At 41.0% G+C, this 23,318-nt stretch carries 18 protein-coding genes and 1 pseudogene; 7 read left to right on the top strand and 12 right to left on the bottom strand.

Translation table 11 applies throughout. From position 1 onward, the window contains the following. Positions 1-2: 2 nt before the first annotated feature. The 5 genes from ispF to argH all read left to right on the top strand — a co-directional run bounded on the left by ispF (position 3) and on the right by argH (position 5,686). Positions 3-482, top strand: coding sequence for a 2-C-methyl-D-erythritol 2,4-cyclodiphosphate synthase (gene ispF, locus RS893_RS14135; RefSeq protein ID WP_315791975.1), 480 nt, complete (start codon positions 3-5; stop codon positions 480-482). A gap of 339 nt (positions 483-821) precedes the next feature. Further along, on the top strand, positions 822-2,615 hold the full coding sequence (locus tag RS893_RS14130) for an ABC transporter substrate-binding protein (RefSeq protein WP_315791974.1): 1,794 nt from the start codon (positions 822-824) through the stop codon (positions 2,613-2,615). A 203-nt stretch (positions 2,616-2,818) separates the two neighbouring features. Next, the gene (gene larB / locus RS893_RS14125; protein ID WP_315791716.1) at positions 2,819-3,607 is read left to right on the top strand and encodes a nickel pincer cofactor biosynthesis protein LarB; all 789 of its coding nucleotides are present in this window, start codon (positions 2,819-2,821) and stop codon (positions 3,605-3,607) included. 358 nt (positions 3,608-3,965) lie between these two features. Beyond that, positions 3,966-4,151, top strand: a complete 186-nt coding sequence (locus tag RS893_RS14120) for a hypothetical protein (protein WP_026719652.1) — start codon at positions 3,966-3,968, stop codon at positions 4,149-4,151. Positions 4,152-4,300: 149 nt separating this feature from the next. Beyond that, positions 4,301-5,686, top strand: coding sequence for an argininosuccinate lyase (gene argH, locus RS893_RS14115; protein ID WP_315791715.1), 1,386 nt, complete (start codon positions 4,301-4,303; stop codon positions 5,684-5,686). A 458-nt stretch (positions 5,687-6,144) separates the two neighbouring features. On the opposite strand, the gene RS893_RS14110 is transcribed toward argH, so the two are convergent. The 5 genes from RS893_RS14110 to RS893_RS14090 all read right to left on the bottom strand — a co-directional run bounded on the left by RS893_RS14110 (position 6,145) and on the right by RS893_RS14090 (position 12,615). Beyond that, positions 6,145-7,032 (bottom strand): aspartoacylase, encoded by an 888-nt coding sequence (locus tag RS893_RS14110; RefSeq protein WP_315791714.1) that lies wholly within the window; start codon positions 7,030-7,032, stop codon positions 6,145-6,147. A gap of 376 nt (positions 7,033-7,408) precedes the next feature. After that, positions 7,409-9,061: a mechanosensitive ion channel gene (locus tag RS893_RS14105; RefSeq protein WP_315791713.1), complete on the bottom strand. Its 1,653-nt coding sequence runs from the start codon at positions 9,059-9,061 to the stop codon at positions 7,409-7,411. Positions 9,062-9,454: 393 nt separating this feature from the next. Continuing rightward, on the bottom strand, positions 9,455-11,128 hold the full coding sequence (gene nadB / locus RS893_RS14100; protein ID WP_315791712.1) for an L-aspartate oxidase: 1,674 nt from the start codon (positions 11,126-11,128) through the stop codon (positions 9,455-9,457). A gap of 115 nt (positions 11,129-11,243) precedes the next feature. Then, complete coding sequence (gene tatC, locus RS893_RS14095; RefSeq protein ID WP_315791711.1) at positions 11,244-12,047, bottom strand: twin-arginine translocase subunit TatC; 804 nt, start codon at positions 12,045-12,047, stop codon at positions 11,244-11,246. Positions 12,048-12,264: 217 nt separating this feature from the next. Next, a complete protein-coding gene (locus RS893_RS14090) occupies positions 12,265-12,615 on the bottom strand; it encodes a hypothetical protein (RefSeq protein ID WP_315791710.1) in 351 nt (116 codons plus the stop codon). Positions 12,616-13,063: 448 nt separating this feature from the next. Between RS893_RS14090 and RS893_RS14085 the strand changes: the two genes are divergently transcribed. Then, positions 13,064-14,107, top strand: a complete 1,044-nt coding sequence (locus tag RS893_RS14085; protein WP_315791709.1) for a DMT family transporter — start codon at positions 13,064-13,066, stop codon at positions 14,105-14,107. Positions 14,108-14,499: 392 nt separating this feature from the next. Here the strand turns inward: RS893_RS14085 and RS893_RS14080 are convergent, their stop codons facing one another. The 7 genes from RS893_RS14080 to RS893_RS14050 form a co-directional block, all read right to left on the bottom strand. Then, the gene (locus tag RS893_RS14080; protein ID WP_315791708.1) at positions 14,500-15,261 is read right to left on the bottom strand and encodes an ABC transporter permease; all 762 of its coding nucleotides are present in this window, start codon (positions 15,259-15,261) and stop codon (positions 14,500-14,502) included. Beyond that, positions 15,245-16,153 carry an ABC transporter ATP-binding protein gene (locus tag RS893_RS14075; RefSeq protein WP_315791707.1) on the bottom strand — a complete coding sequence of 303 codons (909 nt, stop codon included), beginning with the start codon at positions 16,151-16,153 and terminating at the stop codon, positions 15,245-15,247. Before RS893_RS14075 ends, RS893_RS14080 begins: the two co-directional genes overlap by 17 nt. 15 nt (positions 16,154-16,168) lie before the next feature. After that, positions 16,169-17,023 carry a formyltetrahydrofolate deformylase gene (gene purU / locus RS893_RS14070; RefSeq protein WP_315791706.1) on the bottom strand — a complete coding sequence of 285 codons (855 nt, stop codon included), beginning with the start codon at positions 17,021-17,023 and terminating at the stop codon, positions 16,169-16,171. A 221-nt stretch (positions 17,024-17,244) separates the two neighbouring features. After that, entirely contained in the window at positions 17,245-17,865 is a 621-nt protein-coding gene (locus RS893_RS14065) for a DUF4340 domain-containing protein (protein WP_315791705.1), read from the bottom strand. A 140-nt stretch (positions 17,866-18,005) separates the two neighbouring features. Continuing rightward, positions 18,006-19,613, bottom strand: coding sequence for a GldG family protein (locus RS893_RS14060; RefSeq protein WP_315791704.1), 1,608 nt, complete (start codon positions 19,611-19,613; stop codon positions 18,006-18,008). Between the two features lie 88 nt (positions 19,614-19,701). After that, positions 19,702-20,514, bottom strand: coding sequence for an ABC transporter permease (locus tag RS893_RS14055; RefSeq protein ID WP_315791703.1), 813 nt, complete (start codon positions 20,512-20,514; stop codon positions 19,702-19,704). Next, on the bottom strand, positions 20,515-21,522 hold the full coding sequence (locus RS893_RS14050; protein ID WP_315791973.1) for an ABC transporter ATP-binding protein: 1,008 nt from the start codon (positions 21,520-21,522) through the stop codon (positions 20,515-20,517). A 651-nt stretch (positions 21,523-22,173) separates the two neighbouring features. On the opposite strand from RS893_RS14050, the pseudogene RS893_RS14045 reads away from it, so the two are divergent. Continuing rightward, positions 22,174-23,238: pseudogene (locus tag RS893_RS14045) on the top strand (transposase); the annotation flags it as partial. Positions 23,239-23,318 lie beyond the last annotated feature (80 nt).

Raw genomic sequence — 23,318 nt, 5'->3', positions numbered from 1 at the left:
AAATGAACATTCGGATTGGCAACGGTTATGATATTCATCGGCTAGTGAGCGATCGCCCTCTGATTCTTGGCGGTATCAATATTCCTCACTCTCTGGGTTTACTAGGGCATAGTGATGCTGATGTCCTCACCCACGCGATTATGGATGCGATGCTAGGATCTTTATCTTTAGGCGATATCGGACATTATTTTCCCCCTAGCGATCCGCAATGGGCAGGAGCTGATAGTTTGGTATTATTAAGTAAAGTCCACCAATTAATTCGCTCCCAAGGCTGGCAAATAGGCAATATAGACTCGGTGGTAGTAGCAGAACGCCCAAAATTAAAACCTCATATTGAAAAGATGAAGGAAAAAATTGCAGGAGTTTTGCAATTACAACCAAATCAAGTCGGAATTAAAGCTACTACCAATGAAAAACTAGGCCCTGTTGGAGAAGAACAAGGTATTTGCGCTTATGCAGTTGTTTTAATTTTACAAGCGTGAATTCAGAAGACAGGAGGCAGAAGGCAATCTAACCTTAAACAGAATATCTTGCAGCAATCTCTAATTATGCCCAACATCCCGCCCTCAAATAAATTTGGGGCTAATAGCTGAAGTCTACTGAAGTAGACTCATGCTTTTATTGGAGTCATCTTTTAGATGAGTTGTGCTATTAGCCAAGGATTAAAAACCTTTGCTGTTGTTGAGAATGATGTAATTTATCAGTGCAACCCATCTAATCAGGTTAAATAGTTCATAATTAAAGTCAGCTAAAAGCTGACTTTAGCTATTAGCCCCAACTTTTGTTGAGGGCAAATGAAAATATTTTGATATTAATAAATGATGAGTTTTGCTAGTATCCTTCCCTCTATTAAGCGTTTTCGCTTATTAATAATTCTGGCTTTAATCACAGCACTGGTAACTGTTGCTTGCAACCCGTCTAATTATCAAACACAAGCCGCTCAAGTGCCGCAAATGATTGTGGCTGTTTTGGGTGAGCCTTCCACTTTTAACTCAGCACTAAATGAGTCAGCATACAGTGTCTTTGGGCCTCTTTACGACTCATTAATTAACGAAAATCCTTTAACTAATGAGTTAGAAGCTGGTTTAGCTGAGTCTTGGCAAGTTCTTGACAATGGACAGCGAGTTGTCATCACTCTCAAAAAAGGACTCAAGTGGTCAGATGGTAAACCGATGACTGCTGATGATATTGTATTTAGCTACAATGACATCTATTTAAACCCCAAAATACCCACGCCGACGAAAGATTCTTTGAGAATAAATGAGCGTGGTGACACTCCCAAGGTACGCAAAATAGATGATCTCAAAGTAGAATTCACTGTACCGGAACCATTTGCTCCTTTTTTGAGATGGGTAGGTGGGATTACAATTTTGCCTGCTCATGCTCTCAAGGAATCTGTCCACACGACTGATTCTAGTGGTAATCCCAAGTTTCTAACAATGTGGACAACAGGCACTGATCCCAAAGAAATTATTGGTAATGGGCCTTATGTCATGGAAACCTATATTCCCAGTCAGCGAGTCATATTCCGACGCAATCCATACTATTGGCGCAAAGATGCTCAAGGAAATCCCCAACCTTACATAGAAAGGTTAATTTTCCAAATAATTGAATCGACTGATAACCAATTAATCAGTTTCCGCTCGGGCCAGCTGGATAATCTCGAAGTTCCTCCAGAAGGTTTTAGTTTATTGAAACGGGAAGAAAAACGGGCAAACTTTAAAATCTATAATGGTGGGCCAGATACTAGCACTACATTTATTGCTTTTAATCTCAGTAAAGCTAAGAATGCTAAAGGTCAGCCTTTTGTAAATCCAATTAAATCTCGTTGGTTTAATAAGAAGGAATTTAGACAAGCAATAGCCTATGCTCTTGACCGCGAAACAATGAAAACAAATGCATTTCGTGGTTTAGGTGAATTGCAAAATTCCTTCGTTTATGTCAAAAGCCCCTATTATCTGCCTCCAGAAAAAGGCTTAAAGGTTTACAATCATGATCCAGAAAAAGCCAAGAAATTACTTTTGCAAGCAGGGTTCAAATATAATGCAAATCAGCTAGTAGATGAAGATGGCAACCGAGTCAGATTCACCCTGCTGACAAATGCCGAAAGGAAAGTCAGGGGGGATATGGCAGCACAAATTAGGCAAGATTTAGCTAAGATTGGCATTCAAGTTGATTTGCAAATCCTCAGTTTCAACGCTTATTTGGAAAAACTAAAAGTTACCCAAGATTGGGATTGTTATCTTGGTGGTTTTGCTGGTGGTGGTGTTGAACCTCATAGTGCTAGTAACATCTGGAGAATTAAGGGTGCATCCCATGCATTTAATCTTGGCCCTCAACCAGGCGATCCGCCTATAACTGGTTGGGTAGTTTCTGATTGGGAAAAGGAAATAGACCGTCTTTATATTAAAGGCGCTCAAGAAATAGATGAAAACAAACGTAAGGAAATTTATTACGAGTATCAGCGCATAGCCTCAGAACAATTACCATTTATTCACTTGGTAGAAAGATTAGATTTGCAGGCAGTACGCGATCGCTTCCAAGGCATCAAGTATACCGCCCTTGGTGGCCCGTTTTGGAATCTTTATGAGTTAAAAATTGCTGAGGATAATTAAATTAAGGTGGGGAGATGGGGAGATGGGGAGTATGAGGGGTGTGTAGACACGCTCATAGGCTTAAGGTAAGGGTGGAGTGTGAGGAGTGGAAAATAACTACTAACTACTAACCACTATTGTACAGACGCGATGTTCCTCGCGTCTGTACCTACCAACTACTAACCACTAACCACTAACAACCAACAACCAATGACCATTGACAAATGACAAATGACGAAAATTTACGATCGCTCCTCCAAGCAGTTGCCAATGGTAATGTTTCCCTGGATGTCGCACTGGATGAACTTAAATATTTAGCTTATGAACCGGTGGGTGAGTTTGCCAAAATTGACAATCATCGTACTATCAGAACTGGTTTTCCGGAAGTGATTTGGGGTCCTGGCAAAACCCCCTATCAAATTGCTCAAATTATGGAGACAATGCGTCTACGTAACTCTGTAGTTATGGCAACTCGCATCGAACCGGAGATTTACGCAGCACTGCAACCCAAGGTAAGAGATTTACGATACTACGAATCAGCAAGAATTTGTGCGATCGCTCCCCCGAATCTTGAACCACGTTATCCCGGCACAATTGGCATTCTTTCTGCTGGTACAGCCGATTTACCTGTAGCTGAAGAAGCCGCTGTTACGGCAGAACTTTCTGGCTTTCGTGTCCAACGTCTCTGGGATGTAGGGGTTGCCGGCATACACCGCTTGCTAAGTAACCGCCGTGTGATTGCAAATGCCTCTGTGTTGATTGTCGTCGCAGGTATGGAGGGTGCTTTACCGAGTGTAGTAGCAGGTTTAGCAGACTGTCCGGTGATTGCTGTTCCTACTAGCATTGGTTACGGTGCAAGTTTTGGAGGTTTAGCACCTCTATTGACAATGCTCAACTCTTGTGCTGCTGGAGTTGGTGTAGTGAATATTGATAATGGCTTTGGTGCAGCAGTGCTAGCAGGACAAGTTTTGCGAACAGCCGAGAAATTGCGGATGGCATCATCTGATTCTTGAGTTATGACGGTGATGTTACTTTTACATTTAGTGAAAAACACCACTCAGCAATGAAAATTTTGATTACGTTGGCTGCCTTTGCCTTAAGCTTTTGGCTAACGATCAGTATCTCGATGTAATCAGGGTGAAAGGGCAAAGGTGTAATACCATTTTGGATTTTGGATTTTAGATTGGAAAGTGGGATTACGGATTAGGGATTGGTAAAAAGTTATCCTTCTTATCTGAAACCAGTAAACAGTGACCAGTGACCAGTTTAATTTGATAGCTGATAACTGATAACTGATTATTTGTCTTCCTTGCCCCTTTTTTACCCAATATTCAAGAATAAATTTGAACAATTCAATTACTTAGTGATTCGATGTCTCAGTTAATTTGGCATTTACCGGAAAATTTGACTATCCTAGCTCAAAACATCACTGACCCAAATCTTATTGGTCAGATGCAAAAAGCCTTTACGCATTTTGTCCAATCAGGTCAAGCCTGGGCGCTCTTGATTGGATTGGCAATTGGTTATATGATTCGGAATCTGACAAGTTTTGGTTAGTGGTTGTTTGTTGATGGTCAATTGTCATTGGTCATTTGTCATTGGTAAGAGGGAACTCTTAATAGGAAATAAGTATATTTCTCCCTTATCCTCCTTGTCCCACACTCCCCATCCCCCCATCTCCCTTTCCCGATCCCCAGCCCCTGAACATGACTGAACAGCAAACTTGGAGCCAGCGATTTGAATCAGCCTTGCATCCTGCGATCGCTCGTTTTAATGCAAGTATTAGTTTTGATATTGAATTAATAGAATATGACCTGACTGCTTCTGTTGCTCATGCTCAGATGCTAACTAAATGCGGGATCATTTCTCCAGAGGAGGGAGAGCAATTAGTTGCTGGTTTAGAACAAATCCGGCAAGAATATCGCCAAGGCAAGTTTAACCCTGGTATTGAAGCAGAAGACGTACATTTTGCTGTTGAGCATCGCCTTGTGGAAATTATTGGAAATGTAGGTAAAAAGTTACACACAGGACGCTCCCGGAATGACCAAGTAGGCACAGATACCAGATTATACCTACGTGATCAGATCCAACAAATTCGTAAGCAACTGCGAGAATTCCAAAGTGTCCTATTAAATATTGCTGAAAATCACGTTGAAACTTTAATACCTGGTTACACCCACCTGCAACGCGCTCAACCCCTGAGTTTGGCTCACCACTTGTTGGCATACTTTCAAATGGCACAACGAGACTGGGAACGCTTGGGAGATGTTTGGAAGCGAGTGAATATTTCTCCTTTGGGCTGTGGTGCTTTGGCAGGAACAACTTTCCCGATAGACCGCCATTACACAGCTCAACTCTTGCATTTTGATAGTGCTTATGCTAATAGCTTGGATGGGGTGAGCGATCGCGATTTTGCGATCGAATTTTTGTGTGCTGCCAGCTTAATTATGGTTCATCTGAGCCGACTTTCAGAAGAAATCATTCTTTGGGCGTCTGAAGAATTTGGTTTTGTCACCCTGAAAGATAGCTGTGCAACTGGTTCCAGCATCATGCCTCAAAAGAAAAACCCTGATGTCCCAGAATTAGTGCGGGGTAAAACTGGGCGTGTTTTTGGTCATCTCCAAGCTTTGTTGGTAATTATGAAGGGACTACCTTTGGCATATAACAAAGATTTACAAGAAGACAAAGAAGGTTTATTTGACAGTGTTAAAACTGTCAAAGCATGTCTAGAAGCAATGACAATTTTGCTACGAGAGGGTCTGGAATTTCGTACGCAACGTTTAGCACAAGCAGTATGTGAAGACTTCTCCAATGCTACCGACGTAGCAGATTATTTAGCAGCACGAGGTGTACCATTTCGAGAAGCATACAACCTTGTGGGCAAAGTAGTAAAAACTAGCATTGCTGCTGGCAAACTCCTTAAAGATTTAACCTTAGAAGAGTGGAAACAACTTCACCCAGCATTTGCAGCCGACATTTACGAAGCAATATCTCCTCAGCAAGTAGTTGCTGCCCGCAATAGCTACGGTGGTACAGGTTTTGAGCAGGTAAGAATAGCATTATCTAATGCCCGTACTCTAATTGCTGAATAGTTTGCTGCTGTTGGTTGTTTAGTATTTGGAAGAACTAACAATTTAAAATGATTTAGATAAATATTATCAAACTAAACAATGAAGTCGCCCGCAAGTAGACTGAATTAATAAGCCCTTCAACCCACTTGGAGTGGGTTTTGACTGTTAGCCCCAAATTTATTCGAGGGCGGGATGTTGCACTAATGAAATCTATTAGATATCTTGCAAAAGTCATGGCATGATTAGCTGTCTTGAAAATAGGTATCGGGGATTAATACCAATTCAATTAATGATTGCAACACATCCTTGGTTCAAGACGCGATGAATCGCGTCTCTACAATATGATCTATTTGTCATATTCTTTTTTCAAATTGGTATAACTTAATAGCAAACCCATAATCCATCTGTGTTTATCTGTGTACATCTGTGTTCGACATTCCATGATAGAGGCTCACTGATGAACTACTTCCCTCTGTCTCCTATTCCCAATTCAAAGTCACTTCCTGTTTTTGAGTTAAACAAATGGCAATTCCCTTCTCATAGTAAGCAGCTTCATTAATAAAAATTGGATAAACAGTTGATTCTCCTTCATAAGTAATTTCTTGACCATCAAAGCTGAGAAATATTGGCTCACCAGGATGGAGAGGTTCATAATCTCTAAACTGAAGCTGGGGATGGATCATCGCCTGAATTTCTCCTAATTTATTTCTGGGATAATCGATAGTCCCGATGTTTTGATAAAGTGTTAGTCTGTGATTCACTGATGAAATTGAATTTTTATTATATGCTTCTAAATAGTCCAAAATGGTGTAAATAAGCCTCTCTGTCTTGAAAAATAAATCTGCATTTAAAACACCTTGGGCGACAGGGCCAACTTCAATTACAAAACCGTACTGACATAGAGATTTAAGTAAAGAACTATCTAGATCTGTTGTTGTCAAACAAACTTTTACTAGAGGATTGATTTCACTTAGATAAGCAGATAATTGCAAACAAAATGGATGTTGGTTACCTATAATAATACTTAAACCCATATTTGCTGTTGTAGTGTGCAAATCTAATATCACATCTACTTGAGGATTATCTTTTGGCCCTAATATTTGGTTGATAGCTTTTGCCCGAATGTCTTCATAACTAGAAAGTGTCAATTTTTGTAAGTCTTGATTAAGGAAGCAACGATTCAAGTCTTTGTCAATATAACGTCTACCAACCTTGAAAGCTTCAGGATTGGCTAGTAAAGTTTGAATCCTAAAGCTGGATCGCTGAATTAGGTGAGGATACTGCTCAAATTTTTTGATTAGGTATGCCCCTGTAAATTCATTTCCGTGAGTTGCCCCAACTATTGCAACATGATTGATTTTATTCATAAGATTAACTTATAATATATTAGCTCGAACACTTAATATTATCCGCCTAGGTCGATAATGGGTGATTGGGATATTACCTAGTATTGGCAATGGTTAAAGACTACTCCTTGTGAGCATCTTAACGGGAATATAAAAACACCATAAACCGAGTTTTTGGAGTCACAAAAACTCGGTTTATCACTTCAAGCTGTAGTACTAGGTTAGTGGTTTGGGTTGTTTAATAGACCTCTTATATGAATCCTCAAAACCCCGCCCCAACCCTCCCCTTACTAAGGGGAGGGAGTTAATGTATTATTTCTCCCCTTGCCAAGAGGGAACTAAGGGGGGTATTTCAAATATTCGTGCAAGAGGTCTAATGATGTGCTTGCAAGTTGAATTAACCTCTATTTTTGAAAGATTCCAACCATTGTTGCACTTGTTCTCTGGCGAGATCGCGAGATCCTAAACCAAAGGCAAGAGCGATCGCCACTGCGATCGCACCTAGTAGCAAGCCAAAGGCAAGATTGACAATATCGGGTGCAACACCGATTTGTTGTAATGCCATTGCGGCAACTAGGGTAATGATTGCTATCCGTGTCACCTGACCTAAAATTCTCGCTTGGGGATTACCGGAACTGGTAATAATGTTAAAAGCTAGATTGGCTAGGTATAAACCAATAGCAAATATAATCACTCCAGCTAAAATTCGTCCGAGTACGACAACAATCCCAGCTACTAGCACTGTGAGGGCAGGGATATTAAGGATATTCACTGCTGCCACAGTCGCAAACAGCATAATCCCAACTAATACAATAATGCCCGCAATTTCCGAGGGGGTGCGGCTGGGGGGAGTTGGTGCTGTTGGTTCTTCTGCAGGAATCACAATTCGTCTTGGAGGTGGTGATATTCCCAAGACAGACAAAATATTGTTAAAACCTATACTGGTCAAAATGTTGGTGACTAAATCTGCCACAAACCGCCCCAAGAAATAGGCAAGAACTAAAATGGCGATCGCTGTGAAGATTGCGGGAAGTACATTGAGAACTTGTTGCAACATCGCGATTGCCGGCACTGAAATCGCTGCTATTTGCAGAGTATTCAAAGCAGCGATCGCTACAGGAATCAAAATCAGAATATAGACAATTGTGCCGATGATTCTGGAAAGAGGTTGAGTCCCCGCAGTGCGTGATAATCCTACTCGAGTTCCAAAATTGTCAATTCCTGTTGCTGCAAGTAAATTTGTGACAATCCGTTGGACAACAGTCGCTAAAAACCAACCAACTGCGGCAATTATTATTGCCCCAAGAATGTTCGGTAAAATCGCCAAAATCTCTGTTACCAGCACTTCCACTGGTTGTAGCGCCCGTTGTAACCCCAGAGTATCTAGTATTGGAATCAGAAATAGTAAAAAGATGAACCAATACAGAGCATTACCAATCGTATCGCTCAGAGGTAATTGATTTTGAGTAGTACTACTATCTTCTGGTGGATTTAAACGTTCGTCTATTCTTAACGCCCGCAGTCCTCTAATTGTGATTAGCTTGACAACAGTGGCTACTAACCAAGCAACTGCTGCAAAAATCAGCGCGCCCACCAATCTGGGTAAAAAGTCACCAATTTGATTGAGAAAAGCATTAAGCGGTTGAGAAGCAACCCTTAATTCCAATGTGTCTAGAACGGCGACTAAGGTTAGCAGTAGAATGCCCCAAAATACCAAGTTAGAAATTAATTTTTCTACTTGAGGAAGTTCATTGCTGTCTCCACGTCCAACTACGCCAGCAGCTATGCGGTTATCTATTTGCGTGCGATTGAGAATTCCTCGCGTCACAGCAGCAACACTAGCAGCAATCAACCAGCCAACCAACAAAATTAATACTGCTCCCAACAACCGAGGCAGAAATGCACCTATCTGTTGGAAAGAGTTTTGCACATAAGTGTTGAATCCAGCGTCTTGTGGTGGTAATGTAGGCGATTGTGCTAAAAATGTTTCTACCCTAATCCACAAACCAGCTCCCATCACTTGGGTTATATTTTGCCAAGTTGTATTCATGGTTTTCCGGTATTAAAGTTAAGTTTGATCGCAGAAAACACTGTAGATGCTTTTGGAGTAGATTGCCCTGGACAATTCCACATGCCAACAACTTCGTAGTGTTTTACATTTGAATTTAACTGTCAATTTTACAGGCAATTGATCTCAAGCATTCTTTGTGAGAATTTTTTAATTTGTTATTGAAAAAAGCAAATTAATACATCTATCTATTAGTAGTTGACTAGTATTGACAAATACTATTATTCTTAATTGGATCATCTGTAATTAATCATTGGTCAAAAGTTAATATGCTAATTGTGAGTGATTAATAGTCATATAGTTATACTAATTAGGCATAGTTAACAACACAAAATAACAAACAACAACCAACCACTAACAATAAACAACTAAATCCTATTCCAATACAGGTGCTTGCCACCAATTGTAGTACTGTACCAATGTATGAACTTGCCAATTAGGATCTGGTTGGGGATAGTCTAAGCGATAGTGTCCTCCCCTGCTTTCTGTTCTAAAAGCAGCACTGGTGAGGATTAAATAAGCTACATCCAATAAATTGCGAGTTTCTGCCCACAGTCTCAATTGTCGTTCTACATCTGGCAATTTGAAACTAAGGCTTTGTTTAGGGGGTAAACAAAGTAAAAATTGGCTGAGTTGCAAATCAGCAAAATCTTGCTGCCAAGATTTGACGGTGGCGATCGCTATTTCTAAGCCTGAGTGTTCTCGACAGATACCAGCATGTTGCCACACTAAACGGGGAATTTTTTGCCGCAAATCTTCTAGATGGGCTTGTTGTTTGTGCCAATTGTCTATATCTGTAACAAATTCCCGCACTGTTGGAAGTGGTTGTTCACTCACCAATTCGCTTTTCAGTTCCAGATGGGCCATTTGTGCGCCAAAAACAATACATTCTAATAAAGAATTACTAGCAAGGCGATTAGCACCATGTACCCCTGTACTTGCAGTTTCTCCGACGGCGTATAAACCAGGAATGTTGGTGCGATTCATCATATCTGTGAGAATACCACCCATCCAGTAATGAGCAGCAGGGGCAACGGGAATTGGTTCAGAAAAAACATCGATACCCCAGCGTTGACAAACATTAATGATGTTAGGGAAGCGGTGACGAATTTTGTCAGCAGGAATAGGGCGCATATCTAACCACACGTGGGCAGTGGCGGGGTCAGCAGTAGTTTTTTGTAAATGACTAAAAATTGCCCGACTCACGATATCTCTGGGAGCGAGTTCACCAGCAGGATGATAATCAAAAGCAAAACGCCGTCCTTGATTATCTATTAGATGCGCTCCCTCACCACGTACAGCTTCACTAATTAAAAAGCGTTCCGCTCCTGGTTTTGTCAAAGCAGTAGGATGGAATTGGACAAATTCTAAATCTCTGAGAATTGCCCCAGCACGAGCTGCGATCGCAACTCCATCTCCGGTACTCACAGCTGGGTTGGTAGTTTGAGCAAATACCTGACCGCCACCACCTGTTGCTAGCACTACAGCACCAGCTTTTACCCATGTAATTTCACCTTGATAAAACAAGCTAATCCCCTGACAGGTTTGCGTTTGAGGATCTATCCACAAACTCAATGCCAAAGCTTGTTGAATGACTTGAATATTTTTCCGTTGCAGTACTCGAGCAGTAAGGGTGGTGATTACTTCTCTACCTGTAGTGTCAGCAGCATGAAGAACCCGGTGCTTAGAGTGGGCGGCTTCTAAAGTTAAAGCTAAATGATTGTCGTGACGATCAAAAGCGACTCCAAGCTCTACCAGAGATTTAATGCAGTCTGGGGCATGTTCGGCAAGGAATTCGACTGCGGGGCGATCGCATAAACCCGCTCCTGCTTTGATTGTATCCTCAATATGCAACCGTGGTGAATCATCAGGAGCGATCGCAGCAGCAATACCACCCTGCGCCCAATCACTAGCAGACAAGGTTAAAGTTTCTTTGGTAATCAGACCAACTCGTAAGGACTGTGGTAAACAAAGCGCCGTATACAGTCCAGCAGCACCAGCGCCGACTACTAAAACATCAAATGGGTTAAGAATATCTATCTGCACCAAGGTAGGGGGAGTGGGGGAGTGGGGAGTGTGGGGGAGTGGGGAGTGTGGGAGAAATCTTTATCCGTGTCTTCTTTGTCCTCCTTGTCTCTCTTGTCTCCCCTGTCTGGTTTGTCTTCTATTTACCTATAAGCTTAACTAGCCCAATTCCGCTAAAGTACAGCCCTAGTACGGCTCCCGCTAGGAGAGTTTGGGTCAGGGGGTCTGTAGAAGGCGTAATTACGGCCCCTAAAACTACTGCACCTAAAATTACATAACGCCAGCCAGAAAGCATTTGACTTGACGAGACAATTCCTAAACTACCGAGTAAAAGTTGGATAATCGGTACTTGGAATGCTAAACCCGTACTAAATAGTAACAACAGGACAAATTCAAAATATTTGTCAATTGACCATAGTTGTTCTACAACATCTGCACCGTAGCTAATAAAGAATTTTAAAGCAGCTGGAATCAGTAGGAAATAAGCAAATACTAAACCTACTGCAAACAGCACAGTTGATCCTAGAACTATAGGAGCTAATAAGCGACGTTCTCGGCGAGTTAAGCCTGGCAGCACAAACTGGACGATTTGGTACAGTATGAAGGGACTAGCAAGGAGTAAACCACTATAGCCTGCGACTTTCAGAGATACAAAAAAGTATTCTCCGGGTGCAAGCTGGAGAAATTTGACTCCTTTGGCTGGCACTTCCAACAACTGAACTATAGGCTTAACAGCAAAAAAGCAGCCAACCACACCTACTGCTACTGCAATCAGTGCATAAAAAATCCGCAGTCGCAACTCCTCTAGATGCTCAAAAAGGGTCATTTCGACCTCTCCTGGCAATTCATCCAAAGGATCGGTTTCTTTTTGCTCATTGGTTTCAAAATCAACACCAGGAGCAGTGTGAGCAGTTACAGTGTTTGCGTCTTGTGAAGGCGTCATGAGTCAGCTAGCGAGCATCATTTGTTAACTATTTTATCTGGGGTCGCCGCTACTCGGATCTCGGACTTCTCGTAGAAGTTGAGAATTTGATATCATGTTCGCTTGAATACTTATGCTGTTGCGTAGGCTAGTAATTGGTAATTGCTAATTACTAATGGGAAAAATCTCTTCCCAAATGCCCAATGCCCAATAGCTAACAACGAAGCATTACACCTAACTATAAATTTCCATCTAACAGATATTCCAATTCTTTCTTTAAGGCTTTGATATCTGCGACTCTTGCTACTAGTAAGTTATCTGTGCCAGCATCTATTAAACGTGCTTTCCAATAACGAATAGTCTCAGAATTCTGCATCCAAAAATTAATGACTGTACCTACAACTTCATCTTTGTCCCAATTCCATTTTTGTGGTACTGGCTCCACAGATTCTAGCAGTGCATCTAATGTACATGTATGCGTTGCGATATATTCCACACCTTGGTGTTGCGGTTTGTGCAAAGTTTCTTGTTGATGATTAAAAAACTGTAAAACTTGAGATACTCCAACAATATCAAAAGTGTATTTCATTGCTGTTACCCCAATCTCAAACTTTTTAAACTATATATATCTGGAAATTAGTTGGCAATGTATCTGAAAAAAGTTTTATTACACTCTATACCAGAGGTATTAAAATCTTCAACAAATTAGCACTTTTCTATCTTGAGTGCTAAAGTTTATCCAGCAAAAAATTAGCAGTGTTGTGCATTAAGTGCTAATGTTTATAAAAGTATTTTTATTAAAATATGAAAATTTTGGAGTAATTGAAAAGGGGGAAATATTATTTTTAATAATTTTTTAAATTCGTCATTAACCGCCTTCAATGGAAGGCAAGCGTTAAAAGGCAGAAGCGCCATTATCCCGCCCTGCAATAAATTGCGGGCTAATACCTCAAGTACGTTGAAACACCTCTTATCAAGACTGATGATAACGCTCGGGATTAGACCCCTGATCAATTCGCTAACAGAATCATTTATTTATGGGATTCCCTTATCACTTCTGCCTTCTGCCTTCTGTCTTCTTCATAAGTTTTCAAGGTGAAATAGCAGCTTTGTCTGCTGCCTGTTTGTGGGCGATCGCATCTGTGGTGTATGGGCGTTTGGGTGAGCGTATCCCGCCTCTGCAACTCAACTTACTGAAGGGCATAGTTGCGATCGCTCTACTTTTACTTACTATTGTACTGAGTAGCGAATTATTTCCTAGCATCGCCCCCATTCCCCTTTCTCTAATTCTCCTCAGTGGTGTAGTGGGTATTGGTTTTGGTGATACAGTCTTTTTTGCTTGTATCAATACTTTAGGAGCGCGACGCGCTTTACTGATGGGAACCTTAGCCCCGCCCATAACAGCTATTGGTGCAATGATTTTTCTCCAAGAACAGCTAAATCTCAGTGCTTGGTGTGGGATTCTGCTGACGATTTTAGGAGTTGCTTGGGTGGTAACAGAACGGACTCCTGAAGGCAGGGGGATGGGGGGAGAAAGGGGACAAGGAGGACACAGAAGCAGATTTTCCTCTTTGTCTGATGCTACAACAAGTTTATGGCGGGGAATAGGGTTTGGAGTGTTAGCAGCAGTTGCTAATGCTGTGGGGGCTTTGTTTTCGCGTGCAGCATTCGCACAATCTATTATGAACCCTTTGTGGGCAGCTTTGTTGCGGTTGAGTGCTGGTGTGCTGATTCTGCTGATTTTTACGTTTTGCAATACTGTATTAAAATCTTTGTTACACAAGCAAAACCTGCACAGACAAGTTTTAGAATCCCCATCGGAAAACTTAGTTAGTATAGCCAAGGCTAGGCGATCGCGAGTCTTAATAGCAATTATTTTTGCTGCTTTTTGCGGAACTTACTTAGGAATTTGGTTACAGCAAATAGCTTTAAAATATACTGCTGCGGGGGTTGCTTCTACCTTAGTGCAAACTAGTCCGGTGTTTGTGATTCCCATTGGGATGTGGCTAGGCGAAAAAGTTACCTGGAGAGCGATCGCAGGTGTGATCATAGCGATCGTGGGAGTAGGATTATTGTTTTGAGTAGAAGGCAGCAGATGGCAGATGGAGAAAGACTGACCTTATCTAGTAAGCACGTGGCGTTCCGTTATAGCACCTGGGGTCATTGGGCATTGGAAAATCATCAGTATCTATAATTACCCATTATATCGAGTTCGGTTAATCACTTAAAATGAAAAACCTCACCCTGCCTTCGGTACCCCTCTCCTTGTCAAGGAGAGGGGATGGGGGGTCCCCTCTGGGGAACTCGGGGGCCCCACTCCCCTAAGGGAGTGGGGATTAGGGGTGAAGGGGCTGTTCTTGTGAGGTTAAACGGGAATTATAAGTAATCATGCGAACTTGATATTACCCATTACCAATTACCAATTACCGACCCCAACGGATAATATTAAGTATTCAAGCAAACATGATATCAGTTATCTTTGTCGCCAATCGAGCTTGCGTCCTACGAACCAAAAAGTTAATAAAGTAAAACCCAATAAAGCAGCTAAATCTATTAGCATTTGTCCTGTAAGGGGCGAGAGTAAACTTTGGCGCAGAGCAGATGCAGCGTAGGTAGCAGGACTTAATTTGCCGACACTCAGTAGAAAACTTGGTAAACGATTTGCTGGGATGAGTACCGGGCCGAGAAACAGCATCCCCATAGTTAAAAGCAAGCTAAAAGAGTCGCTTTCTTGGGGTGTACGCGCATTGACACCAATGAGCGCTCCTAGTCCCGCCATTGGTAGGACACATAGGGGAATAACCAACAGGATCATCGGGTGAACAATTAATGGAATTTTCAAAAAGAAAACACCAAAGATAATGTTTACCAACAGCGATGGTAATGAGAGCAGAAAAAATGCCAGAACACAGGCAATGATTAAAGCAACACGGCTAATGGGTAGAGTAGCGTAGTATTCTAGAGTGCCAGCAAATCGCATGTAAGCGAATCGAGATGCCATGTTATCTTGGTTGCCAAACATCAACGCCATCACCAGATTACCCGTGAGAATGTACCCCAAGGTTTCCTGTCCCGAATCTTGAGCAAAGCTACCTAGAGCAATAGTACTAAGCATCGGAGTAATGGCACTGGTGAGAGCAATAGTCCGCCATGACCAACGCCAGTTAGTCAGTTCCATTAAAAATAAGTCCAGTAATTGCACTGGCAAAGAAGGTAAGTTACGCTTTGCTGGCATAGTGCAGGTATAAATCTTCTAAAGTGGCTGAATAAAGGCGAAAGTCATCTAGCATCTCTAAATTTAGGCTGTTAAGGGCAGGATTAACTTGGTTCCATTCCAACAATAATTGCCAGTGACCAGGTTCCAAAGCAATAGGAATAAGATGAGGTGGCAAGCTAGGGGGAGTTTCCGGTGCGAAAAAAAGTTCTAACCGCAACATTCTATCTACTTGTTGCTTGAGTTCGCTAGGACGACCAACAGCTACTAATTCACCAGCGCGCATGATACCTACTCGTTGAATTGCCTTTTCCGCCTCGATCGCATCATGGGTAATGAGAATAATTGTAGTGCTTTGTTCTTGGTTAATCTGGCGCAGAATATCCCAAACCAGTTTGCGACGCTGGGGATCGAGGTCGTTGGTTGGCTCATCTAAAATTAACACAGGTGGAGAACCTGCAACTGCCACTGCTAACCGTAGCAGTCGCTTTTGTCCGCCGGAAAGGCGAGAACTTGGTTGATGACACAGTTCGCGAATTTGCCACAAATCAAGTAGTGCATTACATTCCTGACGAGCATCAACGCGGCTCATGCCTCGCAAATGAGCAGTATAATATAAAGCTTCGCCCACCGTGAGATTGTTCAATGCTCCGCTTTCTTGGGGCATATATCCAACATTCATTTGTACCAAATGGGGAACTGCAACTATATTATTTCCGAATAAAGTGATAGTTCCAGAATCACTAGTGAGTAAGTTTACCATTTGGCGAACAAGGGTACTTTTACCTGCTCCGTTATCACCTAAAATCCCAAAGATTTCTCCTTGGTAAATCTGCAAAGTGATGTTTTTATTAGCAGGTTGAGTTTGACCTGGATAGGTTTTAACTAAATTTTGAATGTCGTAAACAATCACGTTTTTATAGATAATTTACTCAAATACTACTGTGCGGTTGCCATAAACCAACACACGATTTTGTAAATGTGATCGCACTGCCCTTGCTAAGACAATTCTTTCTAAATCCTTACCTTTTCTAATCAAATCTGCAACTTCATCGCGGTGACTAACTCGCACGACATCTTGTTCAATAATTGGGCCTGCATCTAAATCAGAAGTCACATAATGGGCTGTTGCACCAATAATTTTGACGCCGCGTTCAAAAGCTTTGTGGTAAGGATTTGCACCCACAAAAGCAGGCAAAAAAGAGTGGTGAATGTTAATAACTTGCGGAAATTTAGCAATAAAATCAGCGCTGAGAATTTGCATATATTTTGCCAATACAACCAAATTAATTTTGTACTGATGCAGTAATTCTAGTTGTTTGGCTTCTTGTTCTAATTTATTATCTTGATTAACACAAATGTGATGATAGTCAATCCCAAATTGCTCTGCAACTTCCTGAAGTTGAAGATGATTGCTGATAATCAAAGGAATTTCCGCAGTAAATTCTTTCGCACGACGTCGCCAAATTATGTCAAACAGACAATGGTCTTGCTTACTAACCCAAATGGCAATGCGGGGAACAGTATCAGAAAAGTGTAGTTCCCATTTTGCATTTAATGGTTGAGCGATCACATTAAATGCTGGTGCAATAAACTCCCGTGATAAATTAAATCCTGTTAATTGCCACTCTAGGCGTGTGAGAAATAACCCAGCCGCAAAGTCTGTGTGTTGGTCTGCATGGATAATATTACCACCATTGGCATAGATAAAATTAGCGAATTTAGCTACAAGTCCCTGTTGCTCAGGACAGGAAATTAACAAAGTTGCTGTTGGACTTGTCATAATTAAAAGAATGAAGAATATCTATTAACTCATACCTGATAAAAATTTCAACTCCGATAAAAATAATTAAAAAACGAACACAGATACACACAGATAAACACCGATAATTTATCTGTGTGCATCTGTGTTTATCTGTGTTCGTTCACTTAGAGATATGGGACTTACGCAAAATACCTCTCCAACTTTTGTTGCTTCGTTTCTGGGTCTGATCATTTACTTTTTTACTTCTTTTTGGGAATGGGTAAATTTAAACTTGGCAAAGGTGTACTTTCACTCTGATTTGGAATTTCTTTCCATTCTGATAATTCTCGATTCACTGCATTTCCAAAATCTTTAGATACTAGTAGCACATCTACATTATTATCTGGTTTATAATTTGGATCGGCTTGAGCATATAAAAAACGACTATTAAAGTCAGCTTTCCCCAAAAGTAACTGGTGGTTTTGTTGATTTTTGAGTTTAATATCGATAGTTGCTTGAGGTGCAGCTAAGCCAAATTCTCCTAGTTGATTAACAGATGTTGATATAGTGCGATCGCTTTCACCTTTGACTAATAAATCCATTAAATAGGAAACTATAGCATCATTTGCTGGCACTTGTTGAGGAGACGTCATTCGCCACTTAGGGCGTTCAGATTTATTGTTGCGTTCCAAAATAATAGTGGCATTTTTAGTCTTGATTGCTAAAGACTGTACATCATCCTCCTCAAAAGAAAAAATTTGCTGCTTTTTATTTTTGACTTCCTCTTGCTGAGTTTTCCAATAAAATTCATGAAAATAAACAAAACCACCTAAACCCAGCATTAGCAGTATTAAAATTAAAGTTGTTCGCTGTAATTTCATTTTTTAGTCATTTGTCAATTGTCAATTGTCAATAGTCAGTGGTTCATAGTTGTTGGTTATTAATTACTATTAACCAACAACCAACTACTAATCACTAATGTACAGACGCGATGTTCCTCGCGTCTCTACCCACTAACTATTTATCTACGTAACCACCACAAAATAACTGCTACTGCAAACCCAATTAGGGGCAAAACTAACAGAGAAGATAAAGCTAAAATGCCAGCTTGTGAGGCTGTGAGGTTGATGCGACGGTTTTTTGGTTCTTTGGGACGAATGGAAAGAGGTTGGCTGTCCTGCTGGCTACTCCAGTTGATGGAGTTGAGAAATACGTCTCCATTTAACTGTTGTGTGAATGATCCATCTGTGGTAAAGTCTGAATCCCCTATTACTACCATGCGTGATTCGCTAGCGGTTGGATTGTTAGGAGTAGGGGTAGGGGAGGGAGTAGGTGATGTTGTTGGTGTTGGACTAGGGGTGGTTTTGGTTGAAGTTGGTAGTTTGCGTTTTAAGGCCACACCCAGGGTTAGAGGCCCTTTGAGGTCTTTTCCTTCGTTAAATTCCAAGTTTTCGCTTTTGAGGTCGCTTTCTGCCCAGGTATTGGGATAGGGTTTGGTGAGTAATAATTTTGTGGATTCAATACCAGGGACTGGAGTAGTATCAACTGGTCGTGCTAAACGATAAAATGAAATGCCGTTACCGAAGTCTTTAGTAATCGGATGTTCACCGTAATTGGTGACAATAGGAACAGCAGGGCCAAGGGCAACATTACCAGAGACATCAACAGCTAAACGATTATCTAGCTTGACGCCCCATTCTTTGAGCAAACTATCAAGTTTAGGGTCTGTACCTGGATCGATCATCAGTACTAAATTGCCACCTTGATTCAGATAGTTTTGCAAAGCTTTGACTTCAGTAGCAAATAGTTCTCGCTTAGGCCCGGCTACCACCACAACGTTAGCATCACTAGGAATACTAGATTTCTCCACTAGATTGATTGGTGCAGTAGTGTAGCTTTTGTTACCTAATGCCTGGACAGCTTGGGAAATTGCACCTTCACCAGCTGAAAGCGATCGCTCACCATGACCTTGGAGAAAGTAAACTTTAGCTGTGCTAGCACTAGTAATTTGTTGCAGGCTATTAGTTAATCTAATTTCGGAAAGGCGATCATTAACGTTGACGACTTGCACTAATTGTCGTTTATTTCCAGATTCTAGATAAACTTCTCCGTAATCTTTAACGCCAAATTTTTCTGTCAATCCTGGTCTTGCTTGCGGGTCAATGTACTCATATTTAAAATTGGAATTTTGTTTTTGATAATTTTCCAGCAATTCTCGATCTTGGGAATTTTGAGCCACATCAAATACCCAAACTTTAACTGGCTGTTTTAAATTTTTTACCAGTTGTTTAGATTCGGGAGCAAGGGTAAACAACTGAGTTTCTGTTAAGTCTACGCGCACTTCGTAGCGACTGGCTAAGAAATTAATTAACCCTAAAATTACTAATACTGCCAAAGTTGCAGCTAGGGCATTAGTACCAGCTTGAGTCGAACGACGTCCCCACCATTTACTCTCTTGGCTTTGCCAGATTAACCATATACTAATAACTACTGCTCCAGAAATAATCAATGCTAGGGGTACTGTTCCCCAACTGTCGGAAACTACAGCGATTGTTAAGCCAGCCGCAACCAGGAATAAACCTGGCCAAACCAAATATTTCCAAAGTTTTTTTCTTGGTATACTTTTCATGATTAGTTAGTTGTTAGTTGTTAGTTGTTAGTTGTTAGTTGTTAGTTGTCACTACTAACCACTAACTACTAACTAATAACTAAAATAATTACTGTCGTTGAAATCGGAGTGCATCAATAGATTGTGCAGTGAGAAATATACCTAAAATAATGTAACTGCCAAATAAAATGATGCTACTAGTATCAAAAATCCCTTGAATGAGATTGTTGTAATGTTTTAGCAGTGACAAATAACCTAAAGCTTGCCCGATGGGGCCGCTGATATTTTTAGCAATTAAATCTACAAATAGCAGTAATAAAATGACAGCAAAAGTAAGGACAGCAGCTAAAATAGTGCTGTCTGTCAAAGAAGAAATAAACATTCCTAAAGATAAAATTGCTGCTGCCAATAAGATTAATGCTAAATGTCCCAGCAGAGGAATTGTGGGAGGCATAGGTGGAGTTGATGCACTCAAAGCGATCGCTTCTAGTGCCAGCATCGGCACTACCATTGTGATAAAAAATGTTAGCACGCCTAATAATTTACCAACAGCTACAGCCCAGTTTGTGACTGGTGATGTTGCCAAGAGTTCTAAAGTACCACGCTTGCGTTCCTCAGCATAAAGTCCCATTGAAAGTATCGGCAACACAAACAATAACAGCCATCCCATCCGGTCTAAAAATGCCTGCACAAATTCATAAGGTACATCTATCGGTGGTACTGGCACTCCAAATTGTTGTCCTTGTAAATCTAATGCTGTGACTGCTGCCAGAATGCCATCAGGACCCATCAAAATCAAGATAAAAAACAACCCAGCTAAAAACCAAAAAACGCCAGCGATCGCATAAGCTAAAGGCGAGACAAAATAACTCTGTAATTCTCGGCGATAAATGGCAATAATATTACTCAGTACAACACCCATCTAGGCCGCTTCCTCCTCATTGGTTGCTGAGTCTGCCTCAGTTTGCATGTTTTTTTCTTCTGTGGTCAGTTGCAAGAATACATCTTCGAGGGTGGCGCTGACACGGCGCATTTCATACAAATCAAATCCTGTATGCAATAAGGCGGCGGCAATATCTTTACCTGGTTCCGCACCTGGCTGGGATATTACTCGTAGGTAAGCACGATTATCTTTAGGGGAGTAACCATGCATCGCTGCTAAGGGAATTGATTCTATCTGACTCACACCCGGCAAATTCAGCAATACTTGTTTAGCTAAATTTGCTTCGCCTTCTATTTCTAATTCATAGCCAGAACCACCTGTCAACTGGGTTAGTAATTGTTCTGGTGTGTTTGTTGCTACAACTTTTCCACGATTGATGATGGCGACGCGGCTACAGGTCATACTTACTTCCGGCAAAATGTGGGTAGAAAGAATAATAGTATGAGTTCCAGCCAAACTTTTAATTAAATTTCGCACCTCAATAATTTGTCGAGGATCGAGTCCGACAGTAGGTTCGTCCAGAATAATAGCTGGTGGATCGTGAACAATTGCTTGGGCAATGCCAACACGTTGTCTGTATCCTTTAGAAAGTTTGCGAATAATGACGTGGCGTTTGTCCTGCAAGTTGCAGCGTTCAATTGCGGCTTTCACTTTGGTAGTGCGATCGCCTGCTGGTACTCCTTTGATCCGTGCGACAAAATACAAAAATCCTTCCACCGTCATTTCTGGATATAACGGCGGTGTCTCTGGTAAATAACCAATCCTTTGCCGCACTAGCAAAGATTGTTCATGGACATCAAAGCCAGCAATTCTCGCTGTACCGCTTGTTGCGGGTAAATAACCAGCTAAAATCCGCATCGTCGTAGTTTTACCAGCACCATTCGGTCCCAAAAACCCCAGAATTTCTCCTGGTTCGACGTTAAAAGTCACATCAGTGATTGCTTGGGTTGAACCGTATATTTTACTTAAATGATCGACTTCAATCATTGGTTTAGGTAAATCATGCATGAAGAAACCCGGTTTCTATATTACATTCGCCCTTTGGGCGTTTGTAGGAAACCGGGTCTTTACATTTTAAGTGATTTGTGCAGAAAAGCTGATTTAGGCGATCGCGATTTTCTCTATTAATGACATTTTTGTAGAGTTCGTTGGCTTTTAGGATTTTTATAGTTAAGCATAACAAGTACTTAAGAACCAATTTTATATTAGTAAATATACTAAAATAATAATACATATTTGATTTCCTGAAAGTCTTGAACAGATAGCAGTTTTTATCCGAATGAAATACAACTTTGTCTGCGTTCATATGTATTTATCACAATTCCTTAATGATATATTCATCTACTTGCAGACAACAGAACTTAGAGTTTTGCAATTTGGGACTAGTGGTTTATCTTATATCTTGCACCTCTCTGGATAAACCACTAATACACGAATAGAGGGTGTAAGAAAGTGACACCAGAAGCGAAAATGAGCTTACGTGATACTGAGAAATTAATATAACTGTATTATTTAGGAAATTACGCAAACAAGTAAGGGTGCAGGTGATCGCCAACTTGGAAGACTGCCTGGATTTGCACATCAGATCCGAAATATGAGAAAAAAGGGCGTGAATAGCATTATGGAAAAGCAAGAACAATGAAATCAATTCTTGCCCACGCCCAAGGGTTAGTTTACACCTTAGTGTCGTTGATGCCGTCTACATACCAACAACAAAACCTAGAAGCGATGTTGGGGTTATTTTTGGAGGCGCAAGGATATCCCTTACCTGAACATAGTAGAAGTAAGTCTGCCAGTGCCTTAAGTCGATTTCTCAATATTTACGACTGGTCAACCAAGAGTGTAATTCGCACAATTCGTGCGCGCATCATGCAGGAGATATTGTCCGAGTGCCCAAAGGGGCGCAAACCGTTTTTACAGGTGATGATCGACCTCACAACTGTGGAAAAATTTGGGAAATTCAAGTCTTTTAAGAATTTAATCAGTGTCTATAACGGAAAACGAGGGTTGCATTTGGTTGTGGTGTATTTGGTCGTTGGTCAGTGGCGAGTACCTTGGAATTTTCGTGTTTGGAGAGGCAAGGGAACTACTTCACCCGCACAGTTAGGATTAAAGCTAATCAAGTCATTACCCAAAGCTTTAACCAAACATTTTAAGGTGATGATTTTAGCAGATACTGCCTTCGGAAGTATTGAGTTTCTCCACGGGTTACGTAAGCTTAAATATCACGCCGTTGTTGGAGTACGGATTGACCGTAAATTACTCGATGGGCGTATTTTACGACATTTACATAAACGCGGACAGCAAGTACGATTCGTGGGTTTAAAGTTTCCTGTTACAGTGTCTTGGTATTATCTCAAACGTGATGATGGCAAGTTGGAGAAAAGGTTTATTCTATCTACTAGACCTCTCAAGGCGAGTACTATTAACTGGTGGGGTAAGCGTCGCTGGCAAATTGAGGGTTGGTTTAAAATTGCAAAGCATCGTTTTGGGTTAAACCGCTTCGGTCAAGGAAAACTTTTGGGCGTTTATCGCTGGTTAGTACTTTCGCTAATTGCTTATATTTTGGCGCATTGGGCTTATTTATCGCTTGCCACTACAGATCTACCTGATTGGGGACAAGCTGCACAAATTGCTATTCAAGCTTGCTTGCCAGGATTTCTTGTGTTTTCAATTTTACTGAATCTTGAACGAATGCGTTCTTTCTTACTTAGTCAAGATATTAACATTCATATTTCCAGATGCAAGATATAAGTTATCGCATTAATTTTGAGGGATTTAAT

Source organism: Fischerella sp. JS2 (assembly GCF_032393985.1).
Taxonomy (GTDB): domain Bacteria; phylum Cyanobacteriota; class Cyanobacteriia; order Cyanobacteriales; family Nostocaceae; genus Fischerella.
This window is presented reverse-complemented; position numbering and strand designations above follow the sequence as displayed.

Excerpts from the sequence above, each read along its gene's own strand:
- ispF (WP_315791975.1), top strand. The coding sequence starts at position 3 with ATGAACATTCGGATTGGCAACGGTTATGATATTCATCGGCTAGTGAGC.
- RS893_RS14130 (WP_315791974.1), top strand. The coding sequence starts at position 822 with ATGAGTTTTGCTAGTATCCTTCCCTCTATTAAGCGTTTTCGCTTATTA.
- larB (WP_315791716.1), top strand. The coding sequence starts at position 2,819 with ATGACAAATGACGAAAATTTACGATCGCTCCTCCAAGCAGTTGCCAAT.
- RS893_RS14120 (WP_026719652.1), top strand. The coding sequence starts at position 3,966 with ATGTCTCAGTTAATTTGGCATTTACCGGAAAATTTGACTATCCTAGCT.
- argH (WP_315791715.1), top strand. The coding sequence starts at position 4,301 with ATGACTGAACAGCAAACTTGGAGCCAGCGATTTGAATCAGCCTTGCAT.
- RS893_RS14110 (WP_315791714.1), bottom strand. The coding sequence starts at position 7,032 with ATGAATAAAATCAATCATGTTGCAATAGTTGGGGCAACTCACGGAAAT.
- RS893_RS14105 (WP_315791713.1), bottom strand. The coding sequence starts at position 9,061 with ATGAATACAACTTGGCAAAATATAACCCAAGTGATGGGAGCTGGTTTG.
- tatC (WP_315791711.1), bottom strand. The coding sequence starts at position 12,047 with ATGACGCCTTCACAAGACGCAAACACTGTAACTGCTCACACTGCTCCT.
- RS893_RS14090 (WP_315791710.1), bottom strand. The coding sequence starts at position 12,615 with ATGAAATACACTTTTGATATTGTTGGAGTATCTCAAGTTTTACAGTTT.
- RS893_RS14085 (WP_315791709.1), top strand. The coding sequence starts at position 13,064 with ATGGGATTCCCTTATCACTTCTGCCTTCTGCCTTCTGTCTTCTTCATA.
- RS893_RS14080 (WP_315791708.1), bottom strand. The coding sequence starts at position 15,261 with ATGCCAGCAAAGCGTAACTTACCTTCTTTGCCAGTGCAATTACTGGAC.
- purU (WP_315791706.1), bottom strand. The coding sequence starts at position 17,023 with ATGACAAGTCCAACAGCAACTTTGTTAATTTCCTGTCCTGAGCAACAG.
- RS893_RS14065 (WP_315791705.1), bottom strand. The coding sequence starts at position 17,865 with ATGAAATTACAGCGAACAACTTTAATTTTAATACTGCTAATGCTGGGT.
- RS893_RS14060 (WP_315791704.1), bottom strand. The coding sequence starts at position 19,613 with ATGAAAAGTATACCAAGAAAAAAACTTTGGAAATATTTGGTTTGGCCA.
- RS893_RS14055 (WP_315791703.1), bottom strand. The coding sequence starts at position 20,514 with ATGGGTGTTGTACTGAGTAATATTATTGCCATTTATCGCCGAGAATTA.
- RS893_RS14050 (WP_315791973.1), bottom strand. The coding sequence starts at position 21,522 with ATGATTGAAGTCGATCATTTAAGTAAAATATACGGTTCAACCCAAGCA.